The sequence below is a fragment of the Streptomyces sp. NPDC031418 genome (assembly GCF_055581605.1).
Map to the genome: position 1 here is coordinate 41,730 of NZ_JBVIJC010000008.1, position 23,748 is coordinate 65,477.

General features: G+C 72.3%; 27 protein-coding genes. 8 read left to right on the forward strand and 19 right to left on the reverse strand.

Annotated elements, in window-relative coordinates; all coding sequences use genetic code 11:
- Positions 1-98: 98 nt before the first annotated feature.
- Entirely contained in the window at positions 99-728 is a 630-nt protein-coding gene (def, locus tag ACZ5CZ_RS12865; protein WP_468942167.1) for a peptide deformylase, read from the forward strand.
- 4 nt (positions 729-732) lie between these two features.
- On the opposite strand, the gene ACZ5CZ_RS12870 is transcribed toward def, so the two are convergent.
- On the reverse strand, positions 733-2,025 hold the full coding sequence (locus tag ACZ5CZ_RS12870; RefSeq protein WP_385841847.1) for a geranylgeranyl reductase family protein: 1,293 nt from the start codon (positions 2,023-2,025) through the stop codon (positions 733-735).
- A gap of 97 nt (positions 2,026-2,122) precedes the next feature.
- Between ACZ5CZ_RS12870 and ACZ5CZ_RS12875 the strand changes: the two genes are divergently transcribed.
- The gene (locus tag ACZ5CZ_RS12875; RefSeq protein ID WP_385841848.1) at positions 2,123-2,665 is read left to right on the forward strand and encodes a GNAT family N-acetyltransferase; all 543 of its coding nucleotides are present in this window, start codon (positions 2,123-2,125) and stop codon (positions 2,663-2,665) included.
- Between the two features lie 82 nt (positions 2,666-2,747).
- Positions 2,748-3,083 (forward strand): PASTA domain-containing protein, encoded by a 336-nt coding sequence (locus tag ACZ5CZ_RS12880; RefSeq protein WP_385841849.1) that lies wholly within the window; start codon positions 2,748-2,750, stop codon positions 3,081-3,083.
- A gap of 42 nt (positions 3,084-3,125) precedes the next feature.
- Here the strand turns inward: ACZ5CZ_RS12880 and ACZ5CZ_RS12885 are convergent, their stop codons facing one another.
- The 4 genes from ACZ5CZ_RS12885 to ACZ5CZ_RS12900 all read right to left on the reverse strand — a co-directional run bounded on the left by ACZ5CZ_RS12885 (position 3,126) and on the right by ACZ5CZ_RS12900 (position 6,530).
- The gene (locus ACZ5CZ_RS12885) at positions 3,126-3,821 is read right to left on the reverse strand and encodes a demethylmenaquinone methyltransferase (RefSeq protein WP_385841850.1); all 696 of its coding nucleotides are present in this window, start codon (positions 3,819-3,821) and stop codon (positions 3,126-3,128) included.
- A 72-nt stretch (positions 3,822-3,893) separates the two neighbouring features.
- On the reverse strand, positions 3,894-4,499 hold the full coding sequence (locus ACZ5CZ_RS12890) for a hypothetical protein (RefSeq protein ID WP_468942170.1): 606 nt from the start codon (positions 4,497-4,499) through the stop codon (positions 3,894-3,896).
- 7 nt (positions 4,500-4,506) lie between these two features.
- Entirely contained in the window at positions 4,507-5,706 is a 1,200-nt protein-coding gene (mqnC, locus tag ACZ5CZ_RS12895; RefSeq protein WP_385841852.1) for a cyclic dehypoxanthinyl futalosine synthase, read from the reverse strand.
- A gap of 80 nt (positions 5,707-5,786) precedes the next feature.
- Complete coding sequence (locus ACZ5CZ_RS12900) at positions 5,787-6,530, reverse strand: prepilin peptidase (RefSeq protein WP_468942174.1); 744 nt, start codon at positions 6,528-6,530, stop codon at positions 5,787-5,789.
- A gap of 45 nt (positions 6,531-6,575) precedes the next feature.
- Here ACZ5CZ_RS12900 and ACZ5CZ_RS12905 point away from each other — a divergent pair, with 45 nt between their 5' ends.
- On the forward strand, positions 6,576-7,514 hold the full coding sequence (locus ACZ5CZ_RS12905) for a DUF8017 domain-containing protein (RefSeq protein ID WP_468942177.1): 939 nt from the start codon (positions 6,576-6,578) through the stop codon (positions 7,512-7,514).
- Between the two features lie 15 nt (positions 7,515-7,529).
- On the opposite strand, the gene ACZ5CZ_RS12910 is transcribed toward ACZ5CZ_RS12905, so the two are convergent.
- Positions 7,530-9,362 carry a serine/threonine-protein kinase gene (locus tag ACZ5CZ_RS12910; RefSeq protein ID WP_468942180.1) on the reverse strand — a complete coding sequence of 611 codons (1,833 nt, stop codon included), beginning with the start codon at positions 9,360-9,362 and terminating at the stop codon, positions 7,530-7,532.
- A 78-nt stretch (positions 9,363-9,440) separates the two neighbouring features.
- Positions 9,441-10,292 (reverse strand): menaquinone biosynthetic enzyme MqnA/MqnD family protein, encoded by an 852-nt coding sequence (locus ACZ5CZ_RS12915; RefSeq protein WP_450791856.1) that lies wholly within the window; start codon positions 10,290-10,292, stop codon positions 9,441-9,443.
- A gap of 287 nt (positions 10,293-10,579) precedes the next feature.
- Here ACZ5CZ_RS12915 and ACZ5CZ_RS12920 point away from each other — a divergent pair, with 287 nt between their 5' ends.
- On the forward strand, positions 10,580-10,783 hold the full coding sequence (locus ACZ5CZ_RS12920; RefSeq protein ID WP_003948780.1) for a cold-shock protein: 204 nt from the start codon (positions 10,580-10,582) through the stop codon (positions 10,781-10,783).
- Between the two features lie 92 nt (positions 10,784-10,875).
- Here the strand turns inward: ACZ5CZ_RS12920 and ACZ5CZ_RS12925 are convergent, their stop codons facing one another.
- Positions 10,876-11,439: a helix-turn-helix domain-containing protein gene (locus tag ACZ5CZ_RS12925; RefSeq protein WP_385841858.1), complete on the reverse strand. Its 564-nt coding sequence runs from the start codon at positions 11,437-11,439 to the stop codon at positions 10,876-10,878.
- 68 nt (positions 11,440-11,507) lie between these two features.
- On the opposite strand from ACZ5CZ_RS12925, the gene ACZ5CZ_RS12930 reads away from it, so the two are divergent.
- Both ACZ5CZ_RS12930 and ACZ5CZ_RS12935 read left to right on the forward strand, forming a co-directional pair.
- Entirely contained in the window at positions 11,508-12,224 is a 717-nt protein-coding gene (locus tag ACZ5CZ_RS12930) for an AzlC family ABC transporter permease (RefSeq protein WP_385841859.1), read from the forward strand.
- Positions 12,221-12,535 carry an AzlD domain-containing protein gene (locus ACZ5CZ_RS12935; protein WP_385841861.1) on the forward strand — a complete coding sequence of 105 codons (315 nt, stop codon included), beginning with the start codon at positions 12,221-12,223 and terminating at the stop codon, positions 12,533-12,535. The genes ACZ5CZ_RS12930 and ACZ5CZ_RS12935 overlap by 4 nt, the downstream gene beginning before the upstream one ends.
- Here ACZ5CZ_RS12935 and ACZ5CZ_RS12940 read toward each other — a convergent pair.
- On the reverse strand, positions 12,532-14,154 hold the full coding sequence (locus tag ACZ5CZ_RS12940) for a serine/threonine-protein kinase (RefSeq protein WP_468942185.1): 1,623 nt from the start codon (positions 14,152-14,154) through the stop codon (positions 12,532-12,534). The two genes, ACZ5CZ_RS12935 and ACZ5CZ_RS12940, sit on opposite strands and share 4 nt — an antisense overlap.
- Positions 14,155-14,238: 84 nt before the next feature.
- On the opposite strand from ACZ5CZ_RS12940, the gene ACZ5CZ_RS12945 reads away from it, so the two are divergent.
- The gene (locus ACZ5CZ_RS12945) at positions 14,239-14,898 is read left to right on the forward strand and encodes a class I SAM-dependent methyltransferase (RefSeq protein WP_385841863.1); all 660 of its coding nucleotides are present in this window, start codon (positions 14,239-14,241) and stop codon (positions 14,896-14,898) included.
- A gap of 10 nt (positions 14,899-14,908) precedes the next feature.
- Here ACZ5CZ_RS12945 and ACZ5CZ_RS12950 read toward each other — a convergent pair whose 3' ends face one another.
- The 10 genes from ACZ5CZ_RS12950 to ACZ5CZ_RS12995 all read right to left on the reverse strand — a co-directional run bounded on the left by ACZ5CZ_RS12950 (position 14,909) and on the right by ACZ5CZ_RS12995 (position 23,656).
- Positions 14,909-15,397, reverse strand: a complete 489-nt coding sequence (locus ACZ5CZ_RS12950; RefSeq protein WP_385841864.1) for a carboxymuconolactone decarboxylase family protein — start codon at positions 15,395-15,397, stop codon at positions 14,909-14,911.
- Positions 15,398-15,505: 108 nt separating this feature from the next.
- Positions 15,506-16,402: a LysR family transcriptional regulator gene (locus tag ACZ5CZ_RS12955; protein ID WP_385841865.1), complete on the reverse strand. Its 897-nt coding sequence runs from the start codon at positions 16,400-16,402 to the stop codon at positions 15,506-15,508.
- Between the two features lie 186 nt (positions 16,403-16,588).
- Positions 16,589-18,544 carry an AMP-dependent synthetase/ligase gene (locus ACZ5CZ_RS12960; protein ID WP_468942189.1) on the reverse strand — a complete coding sequence of 652 codons (1,956 nt, stop codon included), beginning with the start codon at positions 18,542-18,544 and terminating at the stop codon, positions 16,589-16,591.
- 316 nt (positions 18,545-18,860) lie between these two features.
- Positions 18,861-19,505 carry a TetR/AcrR family transcriptional regulator gene (locus ACZ5CZ_RS12965; protein WP_468942192.1) on the reverse strand — a complete coding sequence of 215 codons (645 nt, stop codon included), beginning with the start codon at positions 19,503-19,505 and terminating at the stop codon, positions 18,861-18,863.
- A gap of 10 nt (positions 19,506-19,515) precedes the next feature.
- Entirely contained in the window at positions 19,516-19,824 is a 309-nt protein-coding gene (locus ACZ5CZ_RS12970; protein WP_385841869.1) for a DUF4229 domain-containing protein, read from the reverse strand.
- Positions 19,825-19,913: 89 nt separating this feature from the next.
- Positions 19,914-20,438: a GNAT family N-acetyltransferase gene (locus tag ACZ5CZ_RS12975; RefSeq protein WP_468942195.1), complete on the reverse strand. Its 525-nt coding sequence runs from the start codon at positions 20,436-20,438 to the stop codon at positions 19,914-19,916.
- A 16-nt stretch (positions 20,439-20,454) separates the two neighbouring features.
- Entirely contained in the window at positions 20,455-21,108 is a 654-nt protein-coding gene (locus ACZ5CZ_RS12980; RefSeq protein ID WP_387056281.1) for a UdgX family uracil-DNA binding protein, read from the reverse strand.
- Between the two features lie 155 nt (positions 21,109-21,263).
- Positions 21,264-22,427, reverse strand: a complete 1,164-nt coding sequence (gene mqnE / locus ACZ5CZ_RS12985; protein WP_385841872.1) for an aminofutalosine synthase MqnE — start codon at positions 22,425-22,427, stop codon at positions 21,264-21,266.
- A gap of 42 nt (positions 22,428-22,469) precedes the next feature.
- Positions 22,470-22,925, reverse strand: a complete 456-nt coding sequence (locus ACZ5CZ_RS12990) for an Lrp/AsnC family transcriptional regulator (protein WP_103812702.1) — start codon at positions 22,923-22,925, stop codon at positions 22,470-22,472.
- A 68-nt stretch (positions 22,926-22,993) separates the two neighbouring features.
- The gene (locus tag ACZ5CZ_RS12995) at positions 22,994-23,656 is read right to left on the reverse strand and encodes a UbiX family flavin prenyltransferase (protein WP_468942199.1); all 663 of its coding nucleotides are present in this window, start codon (positions 23,654-23,656) and stop codon (positions 22,994-22,996) included.
- Positions 23,657-23,748: the final 92 nt, after the last annotated feature.

The window sequence follows — 23,748 nt, forward strand, 5'->3', positions numbered from 1 at the left end:
CCCTGCGCGCGCAGAGCGGCGACACGCGCCCGCCCCGCCTGCCATGCTCTGGCTGGGCCGCCGTCCGGCGGTCCGTCACGAGCGAAGGAGAGCGTGCGATGCCACGCGTGTTCGTACAGGGAAGCCCCGTCGGCTCCCACCCCCGCTACGCCCCCGAGGCCGGGCGCGGCGCGGTGCGCCGGATCACCGAGGTCGGCGAGGAGGTGCTGCACCGGCCGTGCCGGGACGTCACGGAGTTCGGGCCCGATCTCGCCGCCCTGGTCGACGACATGTTCCGGACCATGTATGTCGCCGAGGGGGCGGGGCTCGCGGCGAACCAGGTCGGGGTCGATCTGCGGCTTTTCGTGTACGACTGCCCCGATGACGAGGGAGTCCGGCATGTCGGACACATCGTCAATCCGGTGCTGGAGACGCCCTTGAGCGGCCGGCGGCTGCTGGACGAGGGCGAGGGATGCCTGTCGGTGCCCGGTGCCGTGATGGACGTACCGCGGCCGGACCGGGCCGTCGTGCGCGGGCAGGACAAGGACGGCAATCCGGTCGTCATCGAGGGAACGGGGTATTTCGCGCGCTGCCTCGCCCATGAGACCGACCACACCCAGGGGCATGTCTATCTGGACCGGCTGTCCCGGCGGGAGAAGAAGGACGCGCTGCGGCAGATGGCGGACCGGCGGGACGAGGTGTTCGCCCGCCGGGCCGCCAGGGCCGAGGAGCCGATCCTGAGCAGCTAGCCGCTCAGGCCTTCGGGGCCACCTTGCTCAGGCCGTTGATGATGCGGTCCATCGCGTCGCCGCCCGTGGGGTCGGTGAGGTTCGCCAGGAGCTTCAGCGTGAACTTCATCAGCAGCGGGTGGGTCAGGCCGCGCTGGGTGGCGATCTGCATGACCTTCGGGTTGCCGATGAGCTTCACGAAGGCGCGGCCGAGGGTGTAATAGCCGCCGTAGGTGTCCTTGAGGACGCGCGGGTAGCGCTGGAGGGCGATCTCGCGCTGTGCGGGCGTGGCCCGCGCGTGGGCCTGGACGATGACGTCGGCGGCGATCTGGCCGGACTCCATGGCGTAGGCGATGCCCTCGCCGTTGAAGGGGTTCACCAGGCCGCCGGCGTCGCCGACGAGCAGCAGCCCGCGCGTGTAGTGCGGCTGCCGGTTGAAGGCCATGGGCAGGGCCGCGCCGCGGATCGGGCCGGTCATGTTCTCCGGGGTGTAGCCCCAGTCCGCGGGCATGGAGGCGCACCAGGCCTTGAGGATCTCGCGCCAGTCCAGCTCCTTGAAGGAGGCGGAGGTGTTGAGCACCCCGAGGCCCACGTTGGACGTGCCGTCGCCCATGCCGAAGATCCAGCCGTAGCCGGGCAGCAGCCGGTCCTCGGGGCCGCGGCGGTCCCACAGCTCCAGCCAGGACTCCAGGTAGTCGTCCTCGTGGCGGGGGCTCTCGAAGTACGTCCGGACGGCGACACCCATCGGACGGTCCTCGCGGCGGTGCAGCCCCATCGCCAGGGACAGCCGGGTGGAGTTGCCGTCGGCGGCGACCACGAGCGGCGCGCGGAAGGTGACCTCGCGCTTCTCCTCGCCGAGCTTGGCGGTGACGCCGGTGATGCGGCCGGTGCGGTCGTCGATGACGGGGCCGCCGACATTGCAGCGCTCGTACAGCCGCGCCCCCGCCTTCTGGGCGTTGCGGGCGAGCTGCTCGTCGAAGTCGTCGCGCTTGCGGACCAGGCCGTAGTTGGGGAAGGAGGCGAGATCCGGCCAGTCCAGCTGGAGGCGGACGCCGCCGCCGATGATGCGCAGGCCCTTGTTGCGCAGCCAGCCGGCCTCCTCGGAGATGTCGATGCCCATGGCGACGAGCTGCTTGACCGCGCGCGGGGTGAGGCCGTCGCCGCACACCTTCTCGCGGGGGAACTCGGTCTTCTCCAGGAGCAGGACGTCGAGACCGGCCTTGGCGAGGTGGTAGGCGGTCGTGGAGCCGGCCGGCCCCGCGCCGACGACGATCACATCGGCGGTGTGCTCGGAGAGGGGCTCCTTCACGACGGTCACGGCGGGATCTCCCCAAGTTCGAAATCTGCGTGCCGACCGGCACTGGACATGGGCAGTCTATTCAGCAGAATTGATCACCCGGCTGAAGGGCTGCGTTGTGAACCGACCTCTCCCCGCGGTACGGCTGCGCGTTCCCACTCACGAGGACGCGGTCGCCTGGCACCGGGTCTTCGACGATCCCGAGGTCATGGAGTTCTACGGCGGCAGACCGGCGGCCCTGTCGGTCTACGAGGAACTCACCGCGCGCCAGCGGCGGCACGACGCCGAACTCGGCTTCTGTCTCTGGACACTGCTGGACGAGGCGGGCGAGGTCATCGGGTTCACCGGCGCCCAGCCCTGGCGGCCGCGCTGGGGGCCGGTCGGCGAGATAGAGATCGGCTGGCGGCTCGGCCGGGCGCACTGGGGCAAGGGATATGTCACCGCGGCCGCGCGCGAGACGCTGGAGCGGGTGCGGGCGGCCGGGGTGCCGGAGGTGGTGGCGCTGGTCCGGCCGGGCAACGAGCGGTCGATCGCGGTGGCCCGGCGGCTCGGCATGCGGCCGGCGGAGACCTATCCGCATCCGACCCTGGACGAGCCGACGCTCTGCTTCCGGCTCCCCCTGAAACCTGCTTCCGACTCCCCCTTTAATCACGCAGAGTAGCCGTCTGTCACGGACCGACACCGGCGCCTTCCGGCCGTGCCGCCCGGGAGTTACCCTTCCAGTACCGCTGGGGGTGACATCTGTGCCTATACCGCCCAAAACACCCGAAGTACGTGTCCCACGGCTGGTCGGTCTGATGGCCGTGGACGCGCGAGAGACCGCCCGGACGCGGGGTCTCTTCCTCAACGCGCCGGACCGCCCGGACTTCCACCGCACCGTCGTCGACTACGTCGTACGCCAGTATCCGCAGCCCGGGGCCGAGGTGCCGCCGGACTCGATGGTGTACGTGTGGTTCGACTTCGGTGAAGGCGAGGGCGGCGGGGGCGTGCGCGAGCCACGCATCCCGCAGCCGCCCACGGGCGGGCTCCAGCGCGAACTGAACCAGCCCGGAGACGCCTTCGAGGCGGTCAACGGGTAGTCGGCCGGCCATCGACCGGTCGTGCGGCCGGCAGCCGGCCGGTCAGTCGCCCTTGAAGCCGCGGTGCAGCGCGACCACGCCGCCGGTCAGGTTGCGCCAGGCCACCTTGGACCAGCCCGCCTTGCGCAGCCGCTCGGCGAGGGCGGGCTGGTCGGGCCAGGCGCGGATGGACTCGGCGAGATAGACGTAGGCGTCCGGGTTCGAGGAGATCGCGCGCGCGACCGGCGGCAGCGCCCGCATCAGGTACTCGGTGTAGACGGTCCGGAAGGGCGCCCACGTCGGCTGCGAGAACTCGCAGATCACGACCCGGCCGCCGGGCCTGGTCACCCGGTACATCTCGCGCAGCGCCGCGTCGAAGTCCTGGACGTTGCGCAGCCCGAAGGAGATCGTCACCGCGTCGAAGGTGTCGTCCTTGAACGGCAGCCTGGTCGCGTCACCGGCCGTGAACGGCAGCCAGGTGTGCCTGCGCTTGCCGACCTGGAGCATGCCCAGGGAGAAGTCGCAGGGGACGACGTACGCGCCGGTGCGGGCGAAGGGCAGCGAGGAGGTCGCGGTGCCCGCGGCGAGGTCGAGGATCTTCTGCGCGGGGCGGGCGTCGACCGCCTTCGACACCTCCTTGCGCCAGCGCCGGTCCTGTCCCAGGGACAGCACGTCGTTGGTCAGGTCGTACCGGTCCGCCACGTTGTCGAACATCGAGGCGACTTCGTGCGGCTGCTTGTCCAGGGATGCGCGGGTCACCCGGCCATTGTTGCAGCCCGCCCGCCGGGAGGGAGCGGGGGCTTGGGGTGGTGTGTCCGGGCGCGCGCCGGCTCAGCGGCGGCGGAACAGCAGGCGGCCCGACAGCACGGTCGCCACACAGGTGGCGGCGCCGCGTTCGGTCAGTTCCGTCTCGTCGGGGACGTCGAAGACGGCGAAGCGGGCCGCCGAGCCGGGGCCGGGCGCCGGGGCGAACACCGCGGGCGCGCCGGTGGCGAACGGGTCCAGGGACGGCACGCCGGGCGGGCGGGCGGCGCGGCCGGCGAGCACCAGTCCGGTGCGCCGTACGGCGTCCCGCACCGCGCGGTTGGTCAGCTCCGCGCAGGCCGCCGCGACCGTGCCGTGGGCCAGCATGCGCTGCGCCCCGCGCCGGGCACTGGCGCCCCAGCGGGCGTCGTCCAGCGCGAGTGCGGCGAGGGCGGCGCCGGTCAGCGGCTCGGTGCCCAGCTCGTCGGCCTCCCGGGGGTCCGGGTGGTACGCCTGCTCCAGCAGTTCGGTGCCGTGCGTGTTGACGAGCCCGGGGGTGAGGATGCCGGGCCACTGGCGCACCCGCGCGCGGGGGTACGCCCCGGCCAGCTCCTCCAGGGTGCCGGCGGCCGCGACCAGCTCGCCCTCGACGGCGAGGGCCCGGCCCCTGGAGTCGGCGTGGATCGTCAGCACGGCGCGCTCAGCTGGACGTCAGCAGCTTCAGCTCGGGGTGGGCGGTGCCGCCCTCGATCGCCGTGGAGGAGATGTGCGAGACCACGCGGTCGTCGACGGGGTCGTTCGCCGGGTCGTCGTGCACGACCAGGTGCTCGTACGTGGTCGAGCGCTGCGCCGGGACGCGGCCCGCCTTGCGGATCAGGTCGATGATCTCCAGGCGGTTGGAGCGGTGCTTGGCGCCCGCCGAGGAGACGACGTTCTCCTCCAGCATGATCGAGCCGAGGTCGTCCGCGCCGTAGTGCAGCGACAGCTGGCCGACCTCCTTGCCCGTGGTGAGCCAGGAGCCCTGGATGTGCCGGACGTTGTCCAGGAAGAGGCGGGCGATCGCGATCATCCGCAGGTACTCGAAGAGGGTCGCCTGGGTGCGGCCCTTCAGATGGTTGTTCTCGGGCTGGTAGGTGTACGGGATGAAGGCCCGGAAGCCGCCCGTGCGGTCCTGGACGTCCCGGATCATGCGCAGGTGCTCGATGCGCTCGGCGTTGGTCTCGCCGGTGCCCATGAGCATCGTCGACGTCGACTCCACGCCCAGCCGGTGCGCGGTCTCCATGATCTCCAGCCAGCGCTCGCCGCTCTCCTTGAGGGGCGCGATCGCCTTGCGGGGGCGCTCGGGGAGCAGTTCCGCGCCGGCGCCCGCGAACGAGTCCAGGCCGGCCTCGTGGATCCGGGTGATGGCCTCCTCCACCGAGACGCCGCTGATCCGGGCCATGTGCTCGACCTCGGAGGCGCCCAGCGAGTGGATCACCAGCTGCGGGAAGGCCTCCTTGATGGCCTTGAAGTGCGACTCGTAGTACTCGACGCCGTAGTCCGGGTGGTGGCCGCCCTGGAACATGATCTGGGTGCCGCCCAGCTCGACGGTCTCCGCGCAGCGGCGCAGGATGTCGTCGAGGTCGCGGGTCCAGCCCTTGTCCTTGTCCTTCGGGGCCGCGTAGAAGGCGCAGAACTTGCACGCCGTGACACACACGTTCGTGTAGTTGATGTTGCGCTCGATGATGTACGTCGCGATGTGCTCGGTACCCGCGTACATCCGGCGGCGTACGGCGTCGGCGGCGGCGCCCAGCGCGTGCAGGGGGGCGTCCCGGTAGAGGTCGAGGGCCTCTTCCGGGGTGATCCGCCCACCGGCGGCCGCACGGTCGAGGACAGACTGGAGGTCGGCCTTCTCGGTCACCAGGGCGTCCCTTTCGTCAAGGTTGGGAGACGGATGGGCGGACCGAACCAGCCTACGCCAGCGGTTTCGGCGGCCGGACGTCAGGCCGCGTACGCGCCGGCCAGCAGTCCGGCGAGCGCGCCGGCGAGCAGGAACGGCCCGAACGGTACGGCCGTCTTGCGGCCCGCGCGCCGGGCCAGGATCAGGACACCGCCGTACAACGCGCCGAGCAGGAACCCGGCGAAGGAGCCGAGCAGCACGGTCGGCCAGCCGTACCAGCCCAGTACGGCGCCCATCCCCACGGCCAGCTTCACATCGCCGAAGCCCATGCCGCTCGGGTTGAGGAGGTACAGCGCGTAGTAGCCGCCGCCCAGCGCGAGGGCGCCGTACAGCGCGGTGGTCCAGTGACCGGCGTGCTCGGGCAGCAGGGCGGTGAGGCCCAACAGGGCGAGGGCGGCGCCGGCCAGCGGCAGGGTGAGCGGGTCGGGCAGCCGCCGTACCCGGAAGTCCACGGCGGCCAGCAGCACGCCGACGGGCGCGAGCAGCAGCCAGACGGCCAGTTCCGGACGGGTGCCGGTGGCGGCGGCCAGCGCGGCGCAGACCAGGGCGGTGGCGGTGGCGAGGAGCGGGGCGGAGGGGAGACCGGTGCCGGCGCGGGCGCGGTACGGGCAGCGCGGGCAGTGTGCCGGGCCCAGCCAGCCGTTCAGCTCATGGCCGTCCGCGCACGCCGCGCGCCAGCCCTCCCCCTGCGGGACGGCGAACCGGTGCACGGCCCTGGGCAGCAGCGCGCCCGCCGCCGCGCCCCACAGCGCGGCCCCGGCCCACAGCAACTCGTCACTCGTCACAGCCGCATCGATACCCCGACACGGCACGTCGTATCGTTACGGCGCATGTGGCCAGGAGAGCAGACCCCGGGCGGACAGCACCCCAACCCGTACCAGCAGCCCGGCTATCATCAGCCGAACCCCTACCAGAACCCCACCCAGGGCCCGTATCAGACCCCGAGTCAGGCCCCGAGCCCGGACCCGGGCGGGAACAGGGGGCGGAACCGGACCCGGCTCATCGCCTGGGTCGCCGCGGCGGCTGTCGTGGTGGCCGCGGGCGTCACCGGGTTCCTGGTGCTCGGCGGTACGAAGCACAAGGGTGCCGACCCGGGGCCGACCGGCCCGGCGTCGCCATCGGGGAGTTCGGCCAATCCCCGGGCGTCCGACGCCCGGACGGCGACCGTCAAGGGCTGGAAGGTCGTGACGAACCCGGCCCAGGGGATCGCGTTCGACGTCCCGCCGCAATGGGAGCTGCTGTCCCGCAGTTGGGTCACGTACGTCTCCAAGAACGGGGATCCGGAGGACAAGCCGCTCATCGCGATACGCAATGTCGCGGCCCTGAAGCAGAAGTGGTGCTCCTCGGACGACGACGGGGACGGTACGACGGAGAACACACCGCTGGCCGAGGTGGGCAGCCGGGGCAACAACGGCTACCGCAGCACCCGGCAGATCGCCGGTTCCGACTCCGGGACCTGGGTGTACGGCGGCTACACCCAGCCGGACAGGAAGAAGGTGAAGCAGGGCCCCATCGAGGAGTTCACCACGAACTCCGGTCTCACGGGCAGCCTGGGCACCGCCCGGTCCGTGGGGGTGCAGAAGTCGAAGAAGTGCACCACCGACGGCAAGGCCTGGGTCTTCGCCTTCAAGAACTCCGCGGGGGACCTGGTGTCGTGGTCGTTCTTCGGCGCCGCGAACGTGCCGGAGGAGGTGCCGGACGCGACGATCCGGAAGATCGTCGCGACCGTACGGCTTTCCAAGATCTCGGAGTCCGACTCCGACTCCTGACGCGGTGGCGGGGCGTCAGCCCACCTTCGACATCAGGGATTCGGGGTTGCCTTCGGCCGCACTGTCCGAGGTGTACTTCAGGCGGTCGCCGACCGGGGTCAGCTCGATCTGGTGCGGTGCGGGGTCGCAGCCCAGGTGGTTGCCCTCGGCGCCGGCCGAGGTGACGAGGAGCTGGGTCCTCGTCACCTTCTTCAGGGTGAGGATGTCGGTGCAGACCGCGCCGATCTGGTCGGTCTGCTTCAGCCGGCCCAGCTCCTGTCCCACGGCGGCCTGGTGGACGGTGACCCGGAAGGTGCCCATGGAGACGGTGCTGCCGAGTGCGGTGCCGGTGGCCTGGCCCTCCCAGGTGCCGAGGTAACGGGCCGGGATGACGCCGGGCCGTCCGCTGGGGGCGCCGCTGCTCGGTGCCGGGGTCCGGGCGGAGTTGCTGCCTCCGGCCGATTCGTCGCCGCCCGTGAACCAGGGCCGGAGCAGGGCGCCGAGGCCCAGGGTGGTGAGGGCCAGCGCGCCGGCGACGGCGAGGGCGAGGGTGCAGCTCAGTTTGCGGCCGTGGCCGGTCTCGGTGGGGGCGGTGGTGGCGGCGAGGCTGAGGGAGAGGCGGCCGGGGGGCTTGGGTGCGGGTGCGGGTGCGGTGTCCGGTGCGGGTGCGTTGTTCGGTGCGGGTGCTTGGTGGGTCACCCGGCCTGCGGCCGGGTCCGGGTTCCCACCCGCACCACCGGTGCGGGCAGCGTCGTCGGGTGCGGGTGGCCCTGGTGGGGCGGATGCGCCGTCGGCGGCCGCGGGTGGGGCCGTGAGGGCGGCCGCGGAGACCGGAGCCGGGCCCGCAGGCGTCTGCATCACGGGTGCGGGACCGAACCGGCCCTGCCCGCCCGCCTCCCCGGACCCCGTCGACCCCGTACCGAGGTGCAGCGCTCCCGGGGGGAAGGTCAGGGGGCCGGAGGGGTGGGTGTCGGATGTGTCCAGGTTGAGGAGGTGTACGGCGCTGCGGCTGACCTGTTCCACCAGGGGGCCCGGCAGCCAGCCGCCCGTGATCAGGCGGGCGGCGCCTTCGGGGGCGAGGCGGTTGCCCAGCTCGGCGGGGGTCGGCCGGGCCGTCGGGTCCTTGGCCAGGCAGGCCAGCGCGACCTCCCGCAACGGTCCGGTCAGCGCGCCCAGTTCGGGTTCCTCGTGGACGACCTTGTAGAGCAGCGCGGCGGAGGAGTCACCGGGGAAGGGGGACGCGCCGGTCGCCGCGTGGACGAGAACCGCGCCGAGGGAGAAGACGTCGGCGGCGCCCGTGACGGCCTTGCCGAGGATCTGCTCGGGCGCCATGTAGCCGGGCGAGCCCAGGGACACACCGGTGGAGGTCAGGGACGCCGTACCGTCCGTGGCGCGGGCGATGCCGAAGTCGATGAGGAGCGGGCCGTCCAGGGTCAGCAGCACGTTGGAGGGTTTGACGTCCCGGTGGACCAGGCCCAGGCCGTGGACCGCGCCCAGCGCCTCGGCGAGGCCCGCGCCCAGCCCCCGTACCGTGTGCTCGGGCAGCGGCCCGGTGGCGGCCACGGCCGCCGCGAGGGAGGGGCCTGCGGCGTAGCCGGTGGCGACCCAGGGCACCGGGGCGTCCGGGTCCGCGTCCAGGACCGGGGCGGTCCAGGCGCCGCCGACCCGGCGGGCGGCCGCGACCTCGCGCCGGAACCGGGCGCGGAACTCCTCGTCGAGCGCGAAGTGCGGGTGCACGATCTTGACGGCGACCGTGCGGCCGCCCGCGCTGCGGCCCAGGTAGACGCGGCCCATGCCGCCGGAGCCAAGCCGGCCGAGCAGCCGGTAGGGGCCGATGCCGGCGGGTTCGTCGGCTTCCAGCGGCTGCACGGCGCCCCCCGTTTGTTTCCCCGTACCCCAACGCCTCTGCCCGGGCGCCTGGCCGGGCGCCCGTCCCCACCGTAGTGACTACGGCTGAAGCAGGTCCACCCTGACATCGGCCGGGAAGCCCGTGGTCGGGCCGATCCGGCGGGCGAACTCGGCGACCGCCGACAGCTGCGGCGGGCCGAAGCTGAAGTCGAGGGTGGTGAAGTACTGCTCCAGGGTCGCCTCGTCGAAGGCCTCCCACTGGGCGGCCTGCTCGGCGACCTTGCCGACCTCCTCCAGGGAGAGGTTGCGGGAGGCGAGGAAGGCCTCGTGGACCTGGCGGGTGATGGCCGGCTCGCGCTCCAGGTAGTCCCGACGGGCCGCCCACACGGCGAAGACGAACGGCAGGCCCGTCCACTCCTTCCAGAGCGCGCCGAGGTCGTGCACCTGGAGGCCGTAGCGGGGGGCGTCGAGGAGGTTGGCGCGCAGGGCCGCGTCGCCGATGAGGACCGCCGCCTCGGCCTCCCGCATCATCAGGCCGAGGTCGGGCGGGCAGGTGTAGTAGTCGGGCTTGACGCCGTAGCGGTCCGCGAGGAGCAGCTGGGCGAGGCGGACGGACGTGCGGGAGGTGGAGCCGAGGGCGACCCGGGCGCCGTCCAGCCGGTCGAGCGGGACCTGGGAGACGATCACGCAGGACATGACGGGGCCGTCGCAGCCCACCGCGATGTCCGGGAACGCGACCAGGTCGTCGGCGTTGCGCAGGAACTCGACCAGGGTGATCGGGCCGATGTCGAGGTCGCCGCGCACCAGCTGTTCGCTGAGCTTCTCCGGGGTGTCCTTGGTCAGCTCGAAGTCGAGGAGCGTGCCGGTTCTCGCGAGCCCCCAGTAGAGGGGCAGGCAGTTCAGGAACTGGATGTGGCCGACACGGGGCCGCCGGGAGCGAGAATTGTCCACATCGCGAGACTAGACCCCGTGGAGTACGGTGCCCGTACCGACCCCACCGCCGAACGGGCTAACGGATGTTCAAACATCCGGGTGAAGTGATCTTGACCTCTATTGCATTCGGCTGCCCGCGTGCTAGGCTCGCCGCAAGTTGCAGTTTGGTTTCCCTTGCAGTACAGAGCCTGCGGAGCATGTGACCGCGGGCTCTCGTCGTTTTCAGACATATGCAGTTGTGCAGCACCGTTACACACTTGCAGGTTCTGGAGCAGGGCAAACCCTTTTGGGCCCAAGGAGGGCTTATGGCTACCGGAACCGTTAAGTGGTTCAACGCCGAAAAGGGCTTTGGCTTCATCGCCCAGGAGGGCGGCGGCCCCGACGTCTTCGTTCACTACTCCGCGATCAACGCCAACGGCTTCCGCTCCCTCGAGGAGAACCAGGCGGTGACCTTCGACGTCACCCAGGGCCCGAAGGGCCCGCAGGCGGAGAACGTCACCCCCGCCTGATCTCTCCCTGATCGCAGAACCTGAGAGCAGTACCCAAGGAGCCCCACGCCGTCCGGCGCAGGGGCTCCTGCCTTTTCCCGTTCGTTTTCCGTTCACCTGTGCTGCATGATCAGGACGAACTTCGTTCCGGCGGCGAGCGCCTCGTAGGAGTGCGCGAGATCCCCCCGGTACGACATGTAGTCCCCGGGGCCGAGTTCCGTGGTCTCCCCGCGCGGGCCCGCCTTGACCCGGCCCTCGCTGACCACGATGTGCTCGGTGGTTCCTGGAATATGCGGCTCCGAATCCCGTACGGTCCCGGGTTCCAGCCATACGAAGTAAATGTCCCGGCGTACGCCGGGCGGGCTCGCGGACAGCAGCGAGGCCAGGTAGCTGGACTGGTCGGAGTGGACCGTCGGGCCCTTGCCGGCGCGGATCACCTGGACGCTGGGCGCGGGCGACTCCACCAGGGTGCTGAAGGGCACGCCGAGCGCGACCGCGAGCGCCCAGATCGTCTCCATGCTCGGGTTGCCGCACGCCGCCTCCAGCTGGGACAGCGTGGACTTGGCGATGCCGGCGCGCTTGGCCAGCTCGGACAGGGACAGCCCGGTGCGGGCGCGCTCCCGCTTCAGGGACGCGGCGATCCACTCCATGGGAAGCCGGGAGGGCACCTCGGACATGTCGTTCGCTCCATCGGTACGTTCGTTCGCCTTGACGGACCGTCGGGTCCGTGTCCATCGTAGGAAACATGCGTTCGCCACAACGAACAACCACTCCGTCCTCGCCGACCGCCCCCGACGACGTCTCCCTGGTGCGGGACGCCTCCCTCGTCTGGCTGGCCAGCGGCATCGTGGGCGTCTCCTTCGGCGCCGTCTCCGTCGCCGGGGGCCTGCCGGTGTGGGTGCCCGTGCTGATGTCGATCGTGGTGTACGCGGGGTCGGCCCAGTTCAGCGCGGTCGGGGTGCTGCTCGCCGGGGGCGGGCCGGTCGCCGCGGCGGCCACCGGGCTGCTGCTGAACACCCGCGTCGCCGCCTTCAGCCTGGCCGTCGCCGAGATCATCGGCACCGGCCGGCTGAGCCGGCTGCTCGGCGCCCACCTGGTCACCGACGAGACCGTGGCCTTCGCCCTCGCCCAGACCGATCCGGTACGGCGGCGGCGGGCCTTCTGGATCTCCGGGCTCGGCCTGTTCGCCGTGTGGAACATCGGCGTGCTGGCCGGCGCGCTGGCGGGCAAGGCCCTCGGCGACACCGCCCGCTACGGCCTGGACGCCGCCTTCCCGGCCGTCCTGGTCGCGCTGATCCTGCCCACCCTGCGGCAGGACGCGACGGTACGGCGGTGCGCGCTGCTCGGCGCCGCCCTGGCCCTCGCGGTCACGCCCGCCGTACCGGCCGGGGTGCCGGTGCTGCTCGCCCTCGCCGGACTGGTCCTGCACCGCCGGCCCGCCGGGCGGGAGGCCGCCGGATGAACGCCACGGTCGCCGTGATCCTGGCCCTCGCGGTCGGCACGTACGCCTTCCGGCTGGTGGGCCCGGTCCTGCACGGCCGGGTGACGGTCCCGCCCCGGGTGCAGCAGCTGGCCTCGGCGGGCGCGGTGGTCCTGCTCGCCGCCCTGCTGGCCACCGGCGCCCTGACCGAGTCCGGCGGCTTCGCCGGCTGGGCCCGCCCCACCGGCGTCCTGGTGGGCGCCCTCCTGGCCTGGCGCCGGGCCCCCTTCGCGGTGGTGGTGATCGGCGCGGCGGCGACAACGGCGCTGCTGCGGATGGCCGGGGTGGCCTAGGACTTCCGCCAGACGGTCAGGTCTCCGGAGACGAAGCCGATCTCCGGCATCGCGGTCGACTTGGTCTGGATCACGAAGAGCGCGATGTCACCGGAGGAGTGCTTGATGCAGATCTCGGTGCCGTTCGCCGCCGAGGCCAGCGGGAGCCGGTGCCTTTGGGCGTGGTGAAGCATGAGCCGGCAGTCGTCGTAGGTGGTGCCCGGCTTGCCGAACATCTGGACGAACACGCTGGTGTCGCTCTCCAGCTCGCAGCCGACCGTCTTGCAGTCGAAGCGGATGTCTCCCTTGCGGTTGTCCAGGTTCGCGTACGGGTCCGCCAGGCTCAGCGAGTTCTTCGTGTCCACCATCACCGGGGCGTAGGCCTGGGCCTGCGGCTGCCGCGGCGGGGCGGAGGGGTCCGCCGCAGAAGACCCCGCGGGGCCGGAGGAGGGCGAGGTCTCCGGGGTGGACTCCGGCGACGAGTGCGAGGAGTGCGACGACTGCGACGAGCGGGCGAGGGCGCCCGCGCCGGAGGTCGTGGAGCCGGCCGCGTCCCGGTGGCCGAGCCCGCCCCGCGCGTCCATGACCGCCCAGGCCAGCGCCGCCACCAGCAGCGCGCCCCCGGCCACCCCGGCGGCGGCGCGCAGCACGGTGCGGCGCCGACGGCCCTTCCCGTCCCCGGGCGAGGGTCGGGGCGCCGAGACCACCGGCACGGTGTAGGCGGGGGTCGGGTCGGGCACCGGAGCGGGCACCACCGCCGGGGGCCCGGCGAGGTCCCGCCACACGGCCGGTGCCCCGCCCGCGTCGGTCCCCTCCCCCAGCCGCGTCCGGCACCACTCCAGGACCTCCGCCACCGTGGCCCGCTCCGCCGGGTCGGCGGCCAGGCACCGCGCCAGCACCGGCCGCAGCGGTTCGGGCAGCACGGTCAGGTCGGGTTCGGAGTGCACGATCCGGTACAGCACGTTGAGGGCCGGGCCGTCCCCGTACAGCGGCCTGCCCAGCGCCGCGAAGGCCACGGTCTGGGCGAGCGCGAACACATCGGTCGCCGTGCCGACCTCGGCGCCGGACGCCTGCTCGGGGGCCATGAACACCGGGGTGCCGACGGTGCCGCCCGTCGCCGTGTACGCGGTGCCGTCGGCGGCGAGCGCGATACCGAAGTCGATCACCCGGGGCCCGTCGGCGGCCAGCAGCACGTTCGACGGCTTCAGGTCCCGGTGCACGATCCCCGCCCCGTGGATCACCTGGAGCGCCTCGGCCACCCCCGCCATCAGCCACAGCACCGCCGGCACCGGCAGCGGGCCGCGCCGGGCGACGGCGTCCGCCAGCGAGGGACCGGGCACGTAGAGGGTGGCCAGCCAGGGCGGGGTGCCGTCCGCGTCCGCGTCGATCAGTTCGGCGGTGTACGCGCCCCGCACCCGCCGGGCCGCCGCTATCTCCCGCCGGAACCGCCGCCGGAAGTCCGGGTCGTCGGCCAGCTCCGGCCGTACGACCTTCAACGCCACCGGGCGGCCGCCCTGGGTGTGCGAGAGGTAGACCCGGCCCATGCCGCCCGCGCCGAGCCGCGCGGCGAGCCGGTAACCGGCCACCGCCGGTGGATCGTCCGCCTGGAGTGGCTGGAAGACGTCTGTCGCGTGGTCCATCGGCCCACTTCCCCCGTTCTCTGAGCCGGCCAAACCACAGCAGCCTAGACGGGGGTGTCAGTGCCGCCCGGTACGGTCCCGGGCATGAGCGATGACGTGGACTTTCTCGCCGCCACCCGTACCTTCTACGACACCGTCGCCGAGGACTACGCCGGGCACTTTCCGGGGGTGACCGCGCGCACGCCGGTGGAGCGGGCGTTGATCGGTGCGTACGCCGAACTGGTCGGGGCCGGCGGGAAGGTGGCCGACCTCGGTTGTGGGCCGGGCCGCAACACCGCCTACCTCGCCTCGCTCGGCCTGGCCGCGTTCGGGCTCGACCTGTCGGGGGCCATGCTCGCCATCGCCCGCCGGGAGAACCCCGGGCTCCGCTTCGAGCAGGGGTCCATGCTGGAGCTGCCGCTCGCCGACGGCACGCTGGACGGCGTCGTCTCCTGGTACTCCAGCATCCACACCCCGACGGCCGAACTGCCGCGGCTGTTCGCCGAGTTCCACCGGGTGCTGGCGCCCGGCGGCCATCTGCTGCTCGCCTTCCAGGTGGGCGAGGAGCCGCTGCGGCTGGCCCAGCCGTGGGGGCAGCCGGTGACCCTGGACTTCGAGCGCCGCCGCCCGGAGCGGATGGCGGCGCTGCTGGCCGAGGCCGGGTTCGCGCTCGGCTCCCGTACCGTCCGCGAGCCGGACGAGGACCTCGGCGAGTCCGTACCGCAGGCCTTCCTGCTGGCGCGCAAGCCGGTGCGCCCGGCCTGAGCGGCGCAGCTCAGGCCCACTGGGCCTCGGCGAGGGAGGCGACCGGCTGCGGCTTGCCGATCACGGCAAGGGCGACGAAGAAGTTGATCTGGCCGATGGCGATGGTGAGGGTGGCCAGCGCCTTCTGGTCGTAGTGCCGGGCCGCCTCGGCGTACAGCTCGTCGGTGACGCGCTCCCGGCCGGGCGGGGCGGGCTGGAGGGTGGCCTCCACCAGGGCCAGGGCGGCCCGCTCGGCGTCGGTGAAGCAGCGGGCGTCCTGCCACGAGGAGACGGCGGTGATGCGCTCCTCGGACTCCCCTGCCTTGCGGAGGAAGCCGGTGTTCAGCACCGTCAGATAGGTGTTGCCGACGATCTGCCCGGCCCGCAGGTGGACGAGGCTGATCGTGGTGCGCGGCACCGAGCGGTTGCCGGTGGCCCGGAAGAGGGCCGCGCTGACGTCGGCCAGCTCGGGCACGAACTCGGTGGGGTCCGGCATCCGGGAGATCGGGGTGTGCGCCATGGCTGTGCTCCTTCGCATCGTCTGCTCGGCGTTCTCACCGCACTGACGGACGGGCGCGGGCAGATGTGACGGGGATGCGCGGGCGGTTTTCGCGAGCGTGGCGGCCGGTCAGGACGCGGCGGCGGTCCTGCACTCCACGACCGTGTCGGCGAAGGCGCGGGACGGGGGGCTGAGCGCGTCCCAGCGGCGGACGGCCCAGCCGACGGGGAGGGGGCGCAGGCCCGGGAGGGGGACGAGGCGCAGCGGGCCGTCGCCGGGCGCCGGCAGCCCGGGTACGGCGGGGACCACGGCCCGCCCGACGCCCAGCTCGGCGAGGAGCAGGGCGGTGTCCCAGTCGGCGACGCTGGGTTCGTAGGCGAGGCGGACGCCCAGCTCGGCGCAGGCGGTGTCGAGGTGGACGGCGGAGGTGGAGTTCGGGGGCAGCCGGATGAGCCGTACGCCGGCCAGGTCGGCCGGGTCCAGGCGGTGCCGCCCGGCGAGGGGGTCGTCGGCGCGGACGGCGAGCAGCCAGGGGAGTTCGACGACCGTGCGCTGCTCGATGCCGCGCACCGGCGGGCCGACGGTGACCCAGGCCAGGTCGAGGGTGCCGTCGGCGAGGGCGTCGAAGCTGCTGCGGCCCGAACTGACCGTGCGGAACTCGAGGTTGACCCTGGGGTGGCGGCGGCGGAAGGTGACGACGGCGTCGGACATGAAGTGCCGGACGGTGGTGGCGCCGGTGGCGACGCGGACATAGCCGCTGTGGCCGTCGCGGAGGTCGCGCAGCTGCCGTACGGCGAGGTCGAGGCCGGAGATGCCCTCGGCCGCGGCCGCCTCCAGCATCCGCCCGGCCTGCGTCGGGACGACTCCGCGCGGCTGCCGCTCCAGCAGGGCGACGCCGGTCTCCTTCTCCAGCCGCTTGACGTGCTGGCTGACGGCCGACTGGGTGCAGCCGAGGTCCCGGGCGACGGAACTCAGGCTGCCGGCCCGGCACACGGCCACGAACACACGCAGGTCCTCCAGGGTCATGTCCCCAAGCTAACACTTGGAGTTGAGGAGAAAACCCAAGGATTGACTGGGTGTCAGGGCGGTACGAGGATCGTCTGCGGGCCGCGACCGACCCAGGCGGCAACCCGCTCCGCGCCCTCGCCGAGTCCGGACGACGCGGGAACAGCGTGGAGCGGGTGCCGACCACCGGCGCGGGCCCGTCGGCCCTCAGCGCGTGTACAACTCCTCGATCCGGTGGGAGAAGTCAGCCATGATCCGCTCCCGGCGGAGCTTCATCGACGGGGTCAGATGGCCCGCCGCCTCGGTGAAGTCGTACGGCAGCACGGCGAACCGGCGGATGGACTCGGGCCGGGAGACCAGCTTGTTCGCCTCGTCCACCGCCCGTTGCAGGACCTCCTCCAACTCGGGGTCGCCGATGAGCAGTTCCGGCGGCACCGGGTGCTTGCCGATCATCTGGCGCCAGTGGCCGACGCCGTCCGGGTCCAGGGTGATGAGGGCCGCCACATACGGGCGGGCGTCGCCGACCAGCATCACCTGGGAGATCAGCGGGTGCTGGCGCAGCCAGTTCTCCAGCGGGGCCGGCGCCACCGACTTGCCGCCCGCCGTGATCAGCAGCTCCTTCTTGCGGCCGGTGATGGTGAGATAGCCCTCGTCGTCCAGGTGGCCGAGGTCGCCCGTCGGCAGCCAGCCGTCCCGGGTCGCGGGGACGACACCGCCGGCCTGCGGATCCCAGTAGCCGCGCAGGACATGGTCGCCGGCGACCAGGATCTCGCCGTCCGCCGCGATCCGCACCCGGGTGCCGGGCAGCGGCCAGCCGACCGTGCCGAGGCGGGGCTTGAGCGGCGGGGTGACGGTGGTGGCGCCGGTGGTCTCGGTCAGGCCGTACCCCTCGAAGATCTCGATGCCGGCGCCGGCGTAGAAGGCGGCCAGGCGGCGGCCGAGCGGGGAGCCGCCGCAGATGGCGTGCCGGACCCGGCCGCCCATGGCGGTGCGGATCTTGCGGTAGACGAGCGGGTCGTAGAAGGCGCGGGCGGTCTTCAGGGCGCGGCTCGGGCCGCTGCCGGTGCCGGTCTGGCGGGCCTCCAGCGCCTCGCCGTAGCGCCGGGCCACCGTCGCCGCCCGGTCGAAGACCGCCGCCCGGCCGCCCGACTCGGCCTTGGCCCGGGCGGAGTTGTAGATCTTCTCCAGCATGTACGGGATGGTCAGCAGACAGGTCGGCCGGAACGCGGCGAGGTCCGGCAGGAGGTCCTCGGGGGCCAGGCTCGGGGCGTGCCCGAGGCGCACCCGGGCCCGTACGCACGCGATGGCCACCATCCGGCCGAAGACATGGGACATGGGCAGGAAGAGGAGTACCGACGGGCTCTCGTCCTGCGCCTTGAAGACCGGGTAGAGCAGTTCGACGGCGTTGTCGGTCTCGGCGAGGAAGTTGCCGTGGGAGAGGGCGCAGCCCTTGGGGCGGCCGGTGGTGCCCGAGGTGTAGACGAGGGTGGCGAGGGTGCCGGGTCCGAGCATGCCCCGGCGTACGCCGACCTCGGCGTCCGGCACCTGCGCGCCGGTCTCGGCGAGCCACTCCACGTGCCCCTGGTCCATCACCCACACATGCCGCAGGTCGGGCAGGTGCTGGAGTTCGGGGCCGAGGGCGGCGGCCTGGGCGGGGGTCTCGGTGACCAGGGCGACCGCGCCGGAGTCGTGCAGGATCCAGCGGGTCTGGAAGACCGAGGAGGTCGGGTAGACGGGCACGGTCACCAGGCCGGCCGCCCAGGCGGCGAAGTCGAGCAGGGTCCACTCGTACCGGGTGCGGGCCAAGACGGCGATCCGGTCGCCCGGGGCGAGCCCCTCGGCGATCAGCCCCTTGGCCACCGCGAGCACCTGTTCCGCGAACCGCGCGGCCGTCACGTCCGTCCAGCGGCCGTCGGGGAGCCTGCGGCTGAGGACGACCTGGGCGGGGGCCGCCTCGGCGTTGTCGAAGGGCAGGTCGGCGAGGGAGCCATGGGTGACCGGCGGCGCGAACGGCGGTACGGACACCTCCCGTACGGCCCCGTCCAGCCGCTGGACCGAGGGCTCGACCAGGACCGGGCGGCCGTCGTAGTCGGTGGCGGAGACCGGGGCCTGCGGGGCGGCGGAGCCGGAGGAGACGGGGCTGGGCGGGTACGGAGTGGACACGGGCGGCTCCTCGGGCGGGCGGCGGTGCACCGCTGTGCTGCATGTGCTGCGGGTATTCCGTGACGTACGCGCCTCGCGCGCAGAGGCGTTCACCGGTGAAGAGCGGAAGAGACCGGTTACCGGCGGTAGGCAGGTGATCGTACGGGTCCCTCGTGGGGGGATTGTGCGGGTTCCGGGATGGTCCGGGGACGGGGATGTGCAAGGTGCACCCCCTCCTTGCCTCCGGTGACCCTACTCCCCGGTAAGGGTCTGGGACCGAGGCGTACGGGAGTCGTCCATGGCGGCTGGTCCGACGAGGAAGCAGCCCCAACGGCGCTTACCCGGACGGCGGGATCCAGGGGCGTCCCCGCATCAGGTTGCCCAGGCCCGACCAGGCGAAGTTCATCAGGGTGGAGGCCGACTGACGGGCGGTGACTCCTGGGGTGGCGTTGGCCCAGGCGGCGAGGGACTCGGCGGCGCCGACCAGCGCCTCGGCCAGCCCGGCGACCTCGTGTTCGGGCAGATCGGGGTCCTGGTGGACCTCCCGTGCCGCCACCGCGACCAGCCGGGTGACGAACGCGACGATCTCCGCACGCATCGCGGCGGCCTCGGCCGCGAACGGATCGCCGTGCGTACGGGCCTGGAGGTGCAGCACCGTCCAGCCGTCCGGACGCTCGGCGGTGTGCGCGAAGAACGCCTGGAGCCCGTCCCACAGTTGCCGCTCGGCGGACAGGCCGGGACGGACCGCCGCCCGCACGGCCCCCGTCAGCGCGGCGGCCTCCCGGCGGATGCAGGCGGTGAAGAGGTCTTCCTTGGAATTCAGATAGAGATAGACCAACGGCTTGGACACGCCCGCCAGTTCGGCGATCTCGTCCATGGAGGCGGCCATATAGCCCCGCCGGCCGAAGATGCGTACGGCGGCGTCGAGCATCTGCTGCTCCCGCACCGCCCTCGGCATCCGCTTGGTCTTCGCCCCACCCATGAGGGCAAGACTAGTTGGACGCGGCGGCCTCGCCCTGCGCCCGAGCGGTGTCGTCGGCGCCGTCCTCCTGGCTGCGGCTGGCCTCCAGGTTGGCCTTCATCCGGTCGACCCTGCCCACGATCTTCTCGGAGGCGCGGTCGCGCTCCCGGCGCAGCACCACCCAGCTGATCGGCGCCGAGACGATCAGGGCGAGCAGCAGGATCCACAGGCCGTTGGAGTCGCCGAAGCCGCGCGGGAAGATGCCGGAGTAGACGGCTCCCCAGACGACCACGAGGCAGCCCGCGAAGATACCGAGGCGCATCAGCGTGTAGCGGAGCATCTCAATCCACTCGTCCGATTCCAAAAGGGGTCATCGTCCAGTGAAGCACGAACCGGAAGGGATCTTGCAGGGGGGTCGGGGGCGGTGGGTCAGCCCAGCGGCAGCAGCATGAAGATGTCGTCGCGGTCGTCGCCGGGCGCGACCCGGATCGCTGCGGGCACCCGCCCGACCTCCTTGTAGCCGCAGGAGGCGTAGAAGCGCTCCAGTCCCAGGCCGCCCCGGCAGGTGAGCCGGATCGCCTCGATGCCCTCGAAGGTGCGGGCCGCGTCCTCGGCCGCCGCCAGCAGCTCACGGCCGTAGCCCTTGCCCTGGTGGGAGGGGTGGACCATCACCGTGTACAGCCACACCCAGTGCGCCATGAGCCGGTGCGTGTTGAAGGAGAAGAAGGCGGTCGCGGCCACCGCGCCCGTCTCGTCCCGGCCGACGAGCAGCCGGTGCCGGCCCTCGGCCATGGCCGCGAAGTGCTTCACCAGCTCCGGGCGGACCTCCGCACGGTCCACCGGGGGGACGAAACCGACCGCTCCGCCCGCGTTGCTGACATCGGTCCACAGGTCGAGGATGCCGTCGCGCAGGGCCGGGGTGACGGCGGGGTCCAGGGTGAAGGTAAGGGCCATGCGCCGATCGTAGCCATTACTTCAGGGCGCGTGCAGCCACTTTCAGATCGGCGACGAGTCCCTGGTAGGCGGCCTTGCGGTCGGCGTCGTCCTGCGCCCGCAGCACCGAGGACGGATGGACGGTCGGCACCAGCCGCTCGGGCCGCCCGTGGATCTCCCGCTCCAGGACCGTGCCGCGCGCCTCTCCCACCCGGAAGGAGGAGCCGAGCAGCGCCTTGCCCGCCGTCGCGCCGAGCACCACGATCAGTTCCGGCTCCACGAGCGCCAGCTCCGCCGCGAGCCAGGGGCCGCACGCGGTCATCTCGCGCAGGCTCGGCGCCTTGTGGATCCGGCGCTTGCGGGGTTCGGCCCGGGTGAACTTGAAGTGCTTGACCGCGTTGGTGACGTAGGCGTCCGCCGGGTCCAGGCCGGCCTCCTCCAGCGCCCGGTCGAGGAGCTTGCCGGCGGGGCCGACGAAGGGCCTGCCCTGCCGGTCCTCCTGGTCGCCGGGCTGTTCGCCCACGAGCATCACGCGGGCGTGGGCGTTCCCGGCGCCGAAGACGGTCTGCGTGGCGTTCTCGTGCAGGGGGCAGCCACGGCAGTCGGCGGCGGCCTGCCGGAGGGTGCGGAGATCGGCGCCCTCCGGCACGAAGGGCTCCGCCGTGTAGGCGGATTCCGGTGCCTTGGCCATGTCTTGGCGAGTACCCGGTGTTTGGCGCGGGGAACGAGGGGGTGCGATTGGCCGTCGCCGGATGCGGGTGCGTGTGGGCTGGTCGCGCCCACGCGGCGGAGCCGCATATCAGGCACAGCCCCGCGCCCCTTAGGGCGCCTCGAAAGGTACTGGTGTCAGACCCGCATCGGCTGGGGGGAGTCGCGGCGGGTGGGGTCGGGGGCGTCGTATTCGCGGATGATCTCGTAGCGGGTGTTGCGCTCCACCGGGCGGAAGCCCGCGTCGCGGATCAGCTCCAGCAGGTCCTCACGGGTCAGCTTGTTCGGCGTGCCGTAGTTGTCCGCGTCGTGGGTGATCTTGTACTCCACGACCGAGCCGTCCATGTCGTCGGCGCCGTGCTGAAGGGCCAGCTGGGCCGTCTGCACGCCGTGCATCACCCAGAACACCTTGACGTGCGGGACGTTGTCGAAGAGCAGCCGGGAGACGGCGAAGGTCTTCAGCGCCTCGGCGCCGGTCGCCATCTGGGTGCGCGCCTGGAGCCGGTTGCGGATCTTGCCGTCCTTCATGTCCACGAAGTCGTGCTGGTAGCGCAGCGGGATGAAGACCTGGAAGCCGCCGGTCTCGTCCTGGAGCTCGCGCAGGCGCAGGACGTGGTCGACGCGGTGGCGGGGCTCCTCGATGTGGCCGTACAGCATGGTGCACGGGGTCTTCAGACCCTTCTCGTGCGCCAGCCGGTGGATCCGGGACCAGTCCTCCCAGTGGGTCCGGTGGTCCACGATGTGCTGGCGGACCTCCCAGTCGAAGATCTCCGCGCCACCGCCGGTGAGGGACTCCAGGCCCGCGTCGATCAGCTCGTCCAGGATCTCCGAGGCGGACAGGCCGCTGATGCTCTCGAAGTGGTGGATCTCCGTCGCCGTGAAGGCCTTCAGGGAGACGTTCGGGAGGGCGGCCTTCAGCTCGCGCAGGGAGCGCGGGTAGTAGCGCCACGGCAGGTTGGGGTGCAGGCCGTTGACGATGTGCAGCTCGGTGAGGTTCTCCGACTCCATCGCCTTGGCGAGCCGGACGGCCTCCTCGATGCGCATCGTGTACGCGTCCTTCTCGCCCGGCTTGCGCTGGAACGAGCAGTACGCGCAGGACGCGGTGCACACGTTGGTCATGTTCAGGTGCCGGTTGACGTTGAAGTGGACCACGTCACCGTTCTTACGGGTGCGGACCTCGTGCGCGAGACCGCCCAGCCACGCCAGGTCGTCCGACTCGTACAGCGCGATGCCGTCCTCGCGGGTCAGCCGCTCACCGGAGCGGACCTTCTCCTCCAGCTCGCGCTTGAGCCCGACGTCCATGCCAACACGCCCTTTCCACGACAGTTCCGACCAACGGTATCCCTACACCTCTTCGGGCAGCTCCCCGACCCGGTTCTCCCACTTGGTGGACAGCACGATGGTGGTGCGGGTCCGGGAGACGCCCTTGGTGCCGCTCAGCCGCCGGATGGTCTTCTCCAGACCGTCGACGTCCGTCGAGCGCACCTTGAGCATGAAGGAGTCGTCACCGGCGATGAACCAGCAGTCCTCGATCTCCGGCAGGTCCCGCAGCCGCTGCGCCACGTCCTCGTGGTCGGCGGCGTCGGACAGCGAGATGCCGATCAGCGCGGTGACGCCGAGGCCCAGCGAGGCCGCGTCGACCGTGGCGCGGTAGCCGGTGATGACACCGGCCGCCTCCAGCCGGTTGATGCGGTCGGTGACGCTGGGTCCCGACAGTCCGACGAGGCGTCCCAGCTCCGCGTAGGAGGCCCGGCCGTTCTCCCTCAGGGCCTGGATGAGCTGCCTGTCCACCGCGTCCATGCGATCGAAGCCTTCCGGTGAAAGTTCCTGAAGCGAATGAAGTGAATGGGGGTACTGCTCTGCTTGCCCTAGCCGCCCGGTGGGTGGTCCGTCGCGCCGCCGCCCAGCTCGCCCCGCCAGCGCCGGTACAGGCCGTGCTCGACGCCCGCCGCGTCCAGCACCCGCCCGGCCACGAAGTCCACCAGGTCCTGGATGTGCGTGGCCCCCGCGTAGAAGGCGGGCGAGGTCGGCACGACATGGGCGCCGGCGTCGTCCAGCGTGACCAGGTGGCGCAGCGTCTGGCCGGTCAGCGGGGTCTCCCGTACGGCCACCACCAGCGTCCGGCGCTCCTTGAGCGTGACGCTAGCCGCGCGCTGGAGCAGGTCCTTGGACAGGCCGAGCGCCACACCCGCGACACAGGCCGTGGAGGCCGGGACGACGATCATGCCCTTCGCCGGGTACGACCCCGAGGACGGACCGGCGGCGAGATCGCCCGCGCTCCAGTACCGCACGCCGCTGACGTCCGTCTCGAAGGTGCCGGGCTTGCCGTCGGCGCCCCGGCTCAGCCACTCCCGCAGGTCGTCCTGCCAGTGGGCGTCCCGGAACGGCAGTCCCGTCTCGTCCAGCAGCGTCAGCCGGGAGGCCCGGGACACCACGAGGTCCACGCTCTCCCCGGCGGCGAGCAGCGCACGCAGGACAGCGGCGGCATACGGGGTGCCGGACGCACCGGACACCCCTACGATCCAAGGCACGCGCTGCTTTTCTCCTGCGTTCACCCCTTGAGCGTACCGGTGGGTCGGCAACCGCTCAGGACGGGTGGGGCGCCGTGGGATCGAGGGGCAGC

Bases quoted from the DNA above. Each gene is read 5' to 3' on its own strand.
- def (WP_468942167.1), top strand. From the start codon at position 99: ATGCCACGCGTGTTCGTACAGGGAAGCCCCGTCGGCTCCCACCCCCGC.
- ACZ5CZ_RS12905 (WP_468942177.1), top strand. From the start codon at position 6,576: ATGTGGCCAGGAGAGCAGACCCCGGGCGGACAGCACCCCAACCCGTAC.
- ACZ5CZ_RS12920 (WP_003948780.1), top strand. From the start codon at position 10,580: ATGGCTACCGGAACCGTTAAGTGGTTCAACGCCGAAAAGGGCTTTGGC.
- ACZ5CZ_RS12925 (WP_385841858.1), bottom strand. From the start codon at position 11,439: ATGTCCGAGGTGCCCTCCCGGCTTCCCATGGAGTGGATCGCCGCGTCC.
- ACZ5CZ_RS12930 (WP_385841859.1), top strand. From the start codon at position 11,508: ATGCGTTCGCCACAACGAACAACCACTCCGTCCTCGCCGACCGCCCCC.
- ACZ5CZ_RS12935 (WP_385841861.1), top strand. From the start codon at position 12,221: ATGAACGCCACGGTCGCCGTGATCCTGGCCCTCGCGGTCGGCACGTAC.
- ACZ5CZ_RS12940 (WP_468942185.1), bottom strand. From the start codon at position 14,154: ATGGACCACGCGACAGACGTCTTCCAGCCACTCCAGGCGGACGATCCA.
- ACZ5CZ_RS12945 (WP_385841863.1), top strand. From the start codon at position 14,239: ATGAGCGATGACGTGGACTTTCTCGCCGCCACCCGTACCTTCTACGAC.
- ACZ5CZ_RS12950 (WP_385841864.1), bottom strand. From the start codon at position 15,397: ATGGCGCACACCCCGATCTCCCGGATGCCGGACCCCACCGAGTTCGTG.
- ACZ5CZ_RS12955 (WP_385841865.1), bottom strand. From the start codon at position 16,402: ATGACCCTGGAGGACCTGCGTGTGTTCGTGGCCGTGTGCCGGGCCGGC.
- ACZ5CZ_RS12965 (WP_468942192.1), bottom strand. From the start codon at position 19,505: ATGGGTGGGGCGAAGACCAAGCGGATGCCGAGGGCGGTGCGGGAGCAG.
- ACZ5CZ_RS12970 (WP_385841869.1), bottom strand. From the start codon at position 19,824: ATGCTCCGCTACACGCTGATGCGCCTCGGTATCTTCGCGGGCTGCCTC.
- ACZ5CZ_RS12975 (WP_468942195.1), bottom strand. From the start codon at position 20,438: ATGGCCCTTACCTTCACCCTGGACCCCGCCGTCACCCCGGCCCTGCGC.
- ACZ5CZ_RS12980 (WP_387056281.1), bottom strand. From the start codon at position 21,108: ATGGCCAAGGCACCGGAATCCGCCTACACGGCGGAGCCCTTCGTGCCG.
- mqnE (WP_385841872.1), bottom strand. From the start codon at position 22,427: ATGGACGTCGGGCTCAAGCGCGAGCTGGAGGAGAAGGTCCGCTCCGGT.
- ACZ5CZ_RS12990 (WP_103812702.1), bottom strand. From the start codon at position 22,925: ATGGACGCGGTGGACAGGCAGCTCATCCAGGCCCTGAGGGAGAACGGC.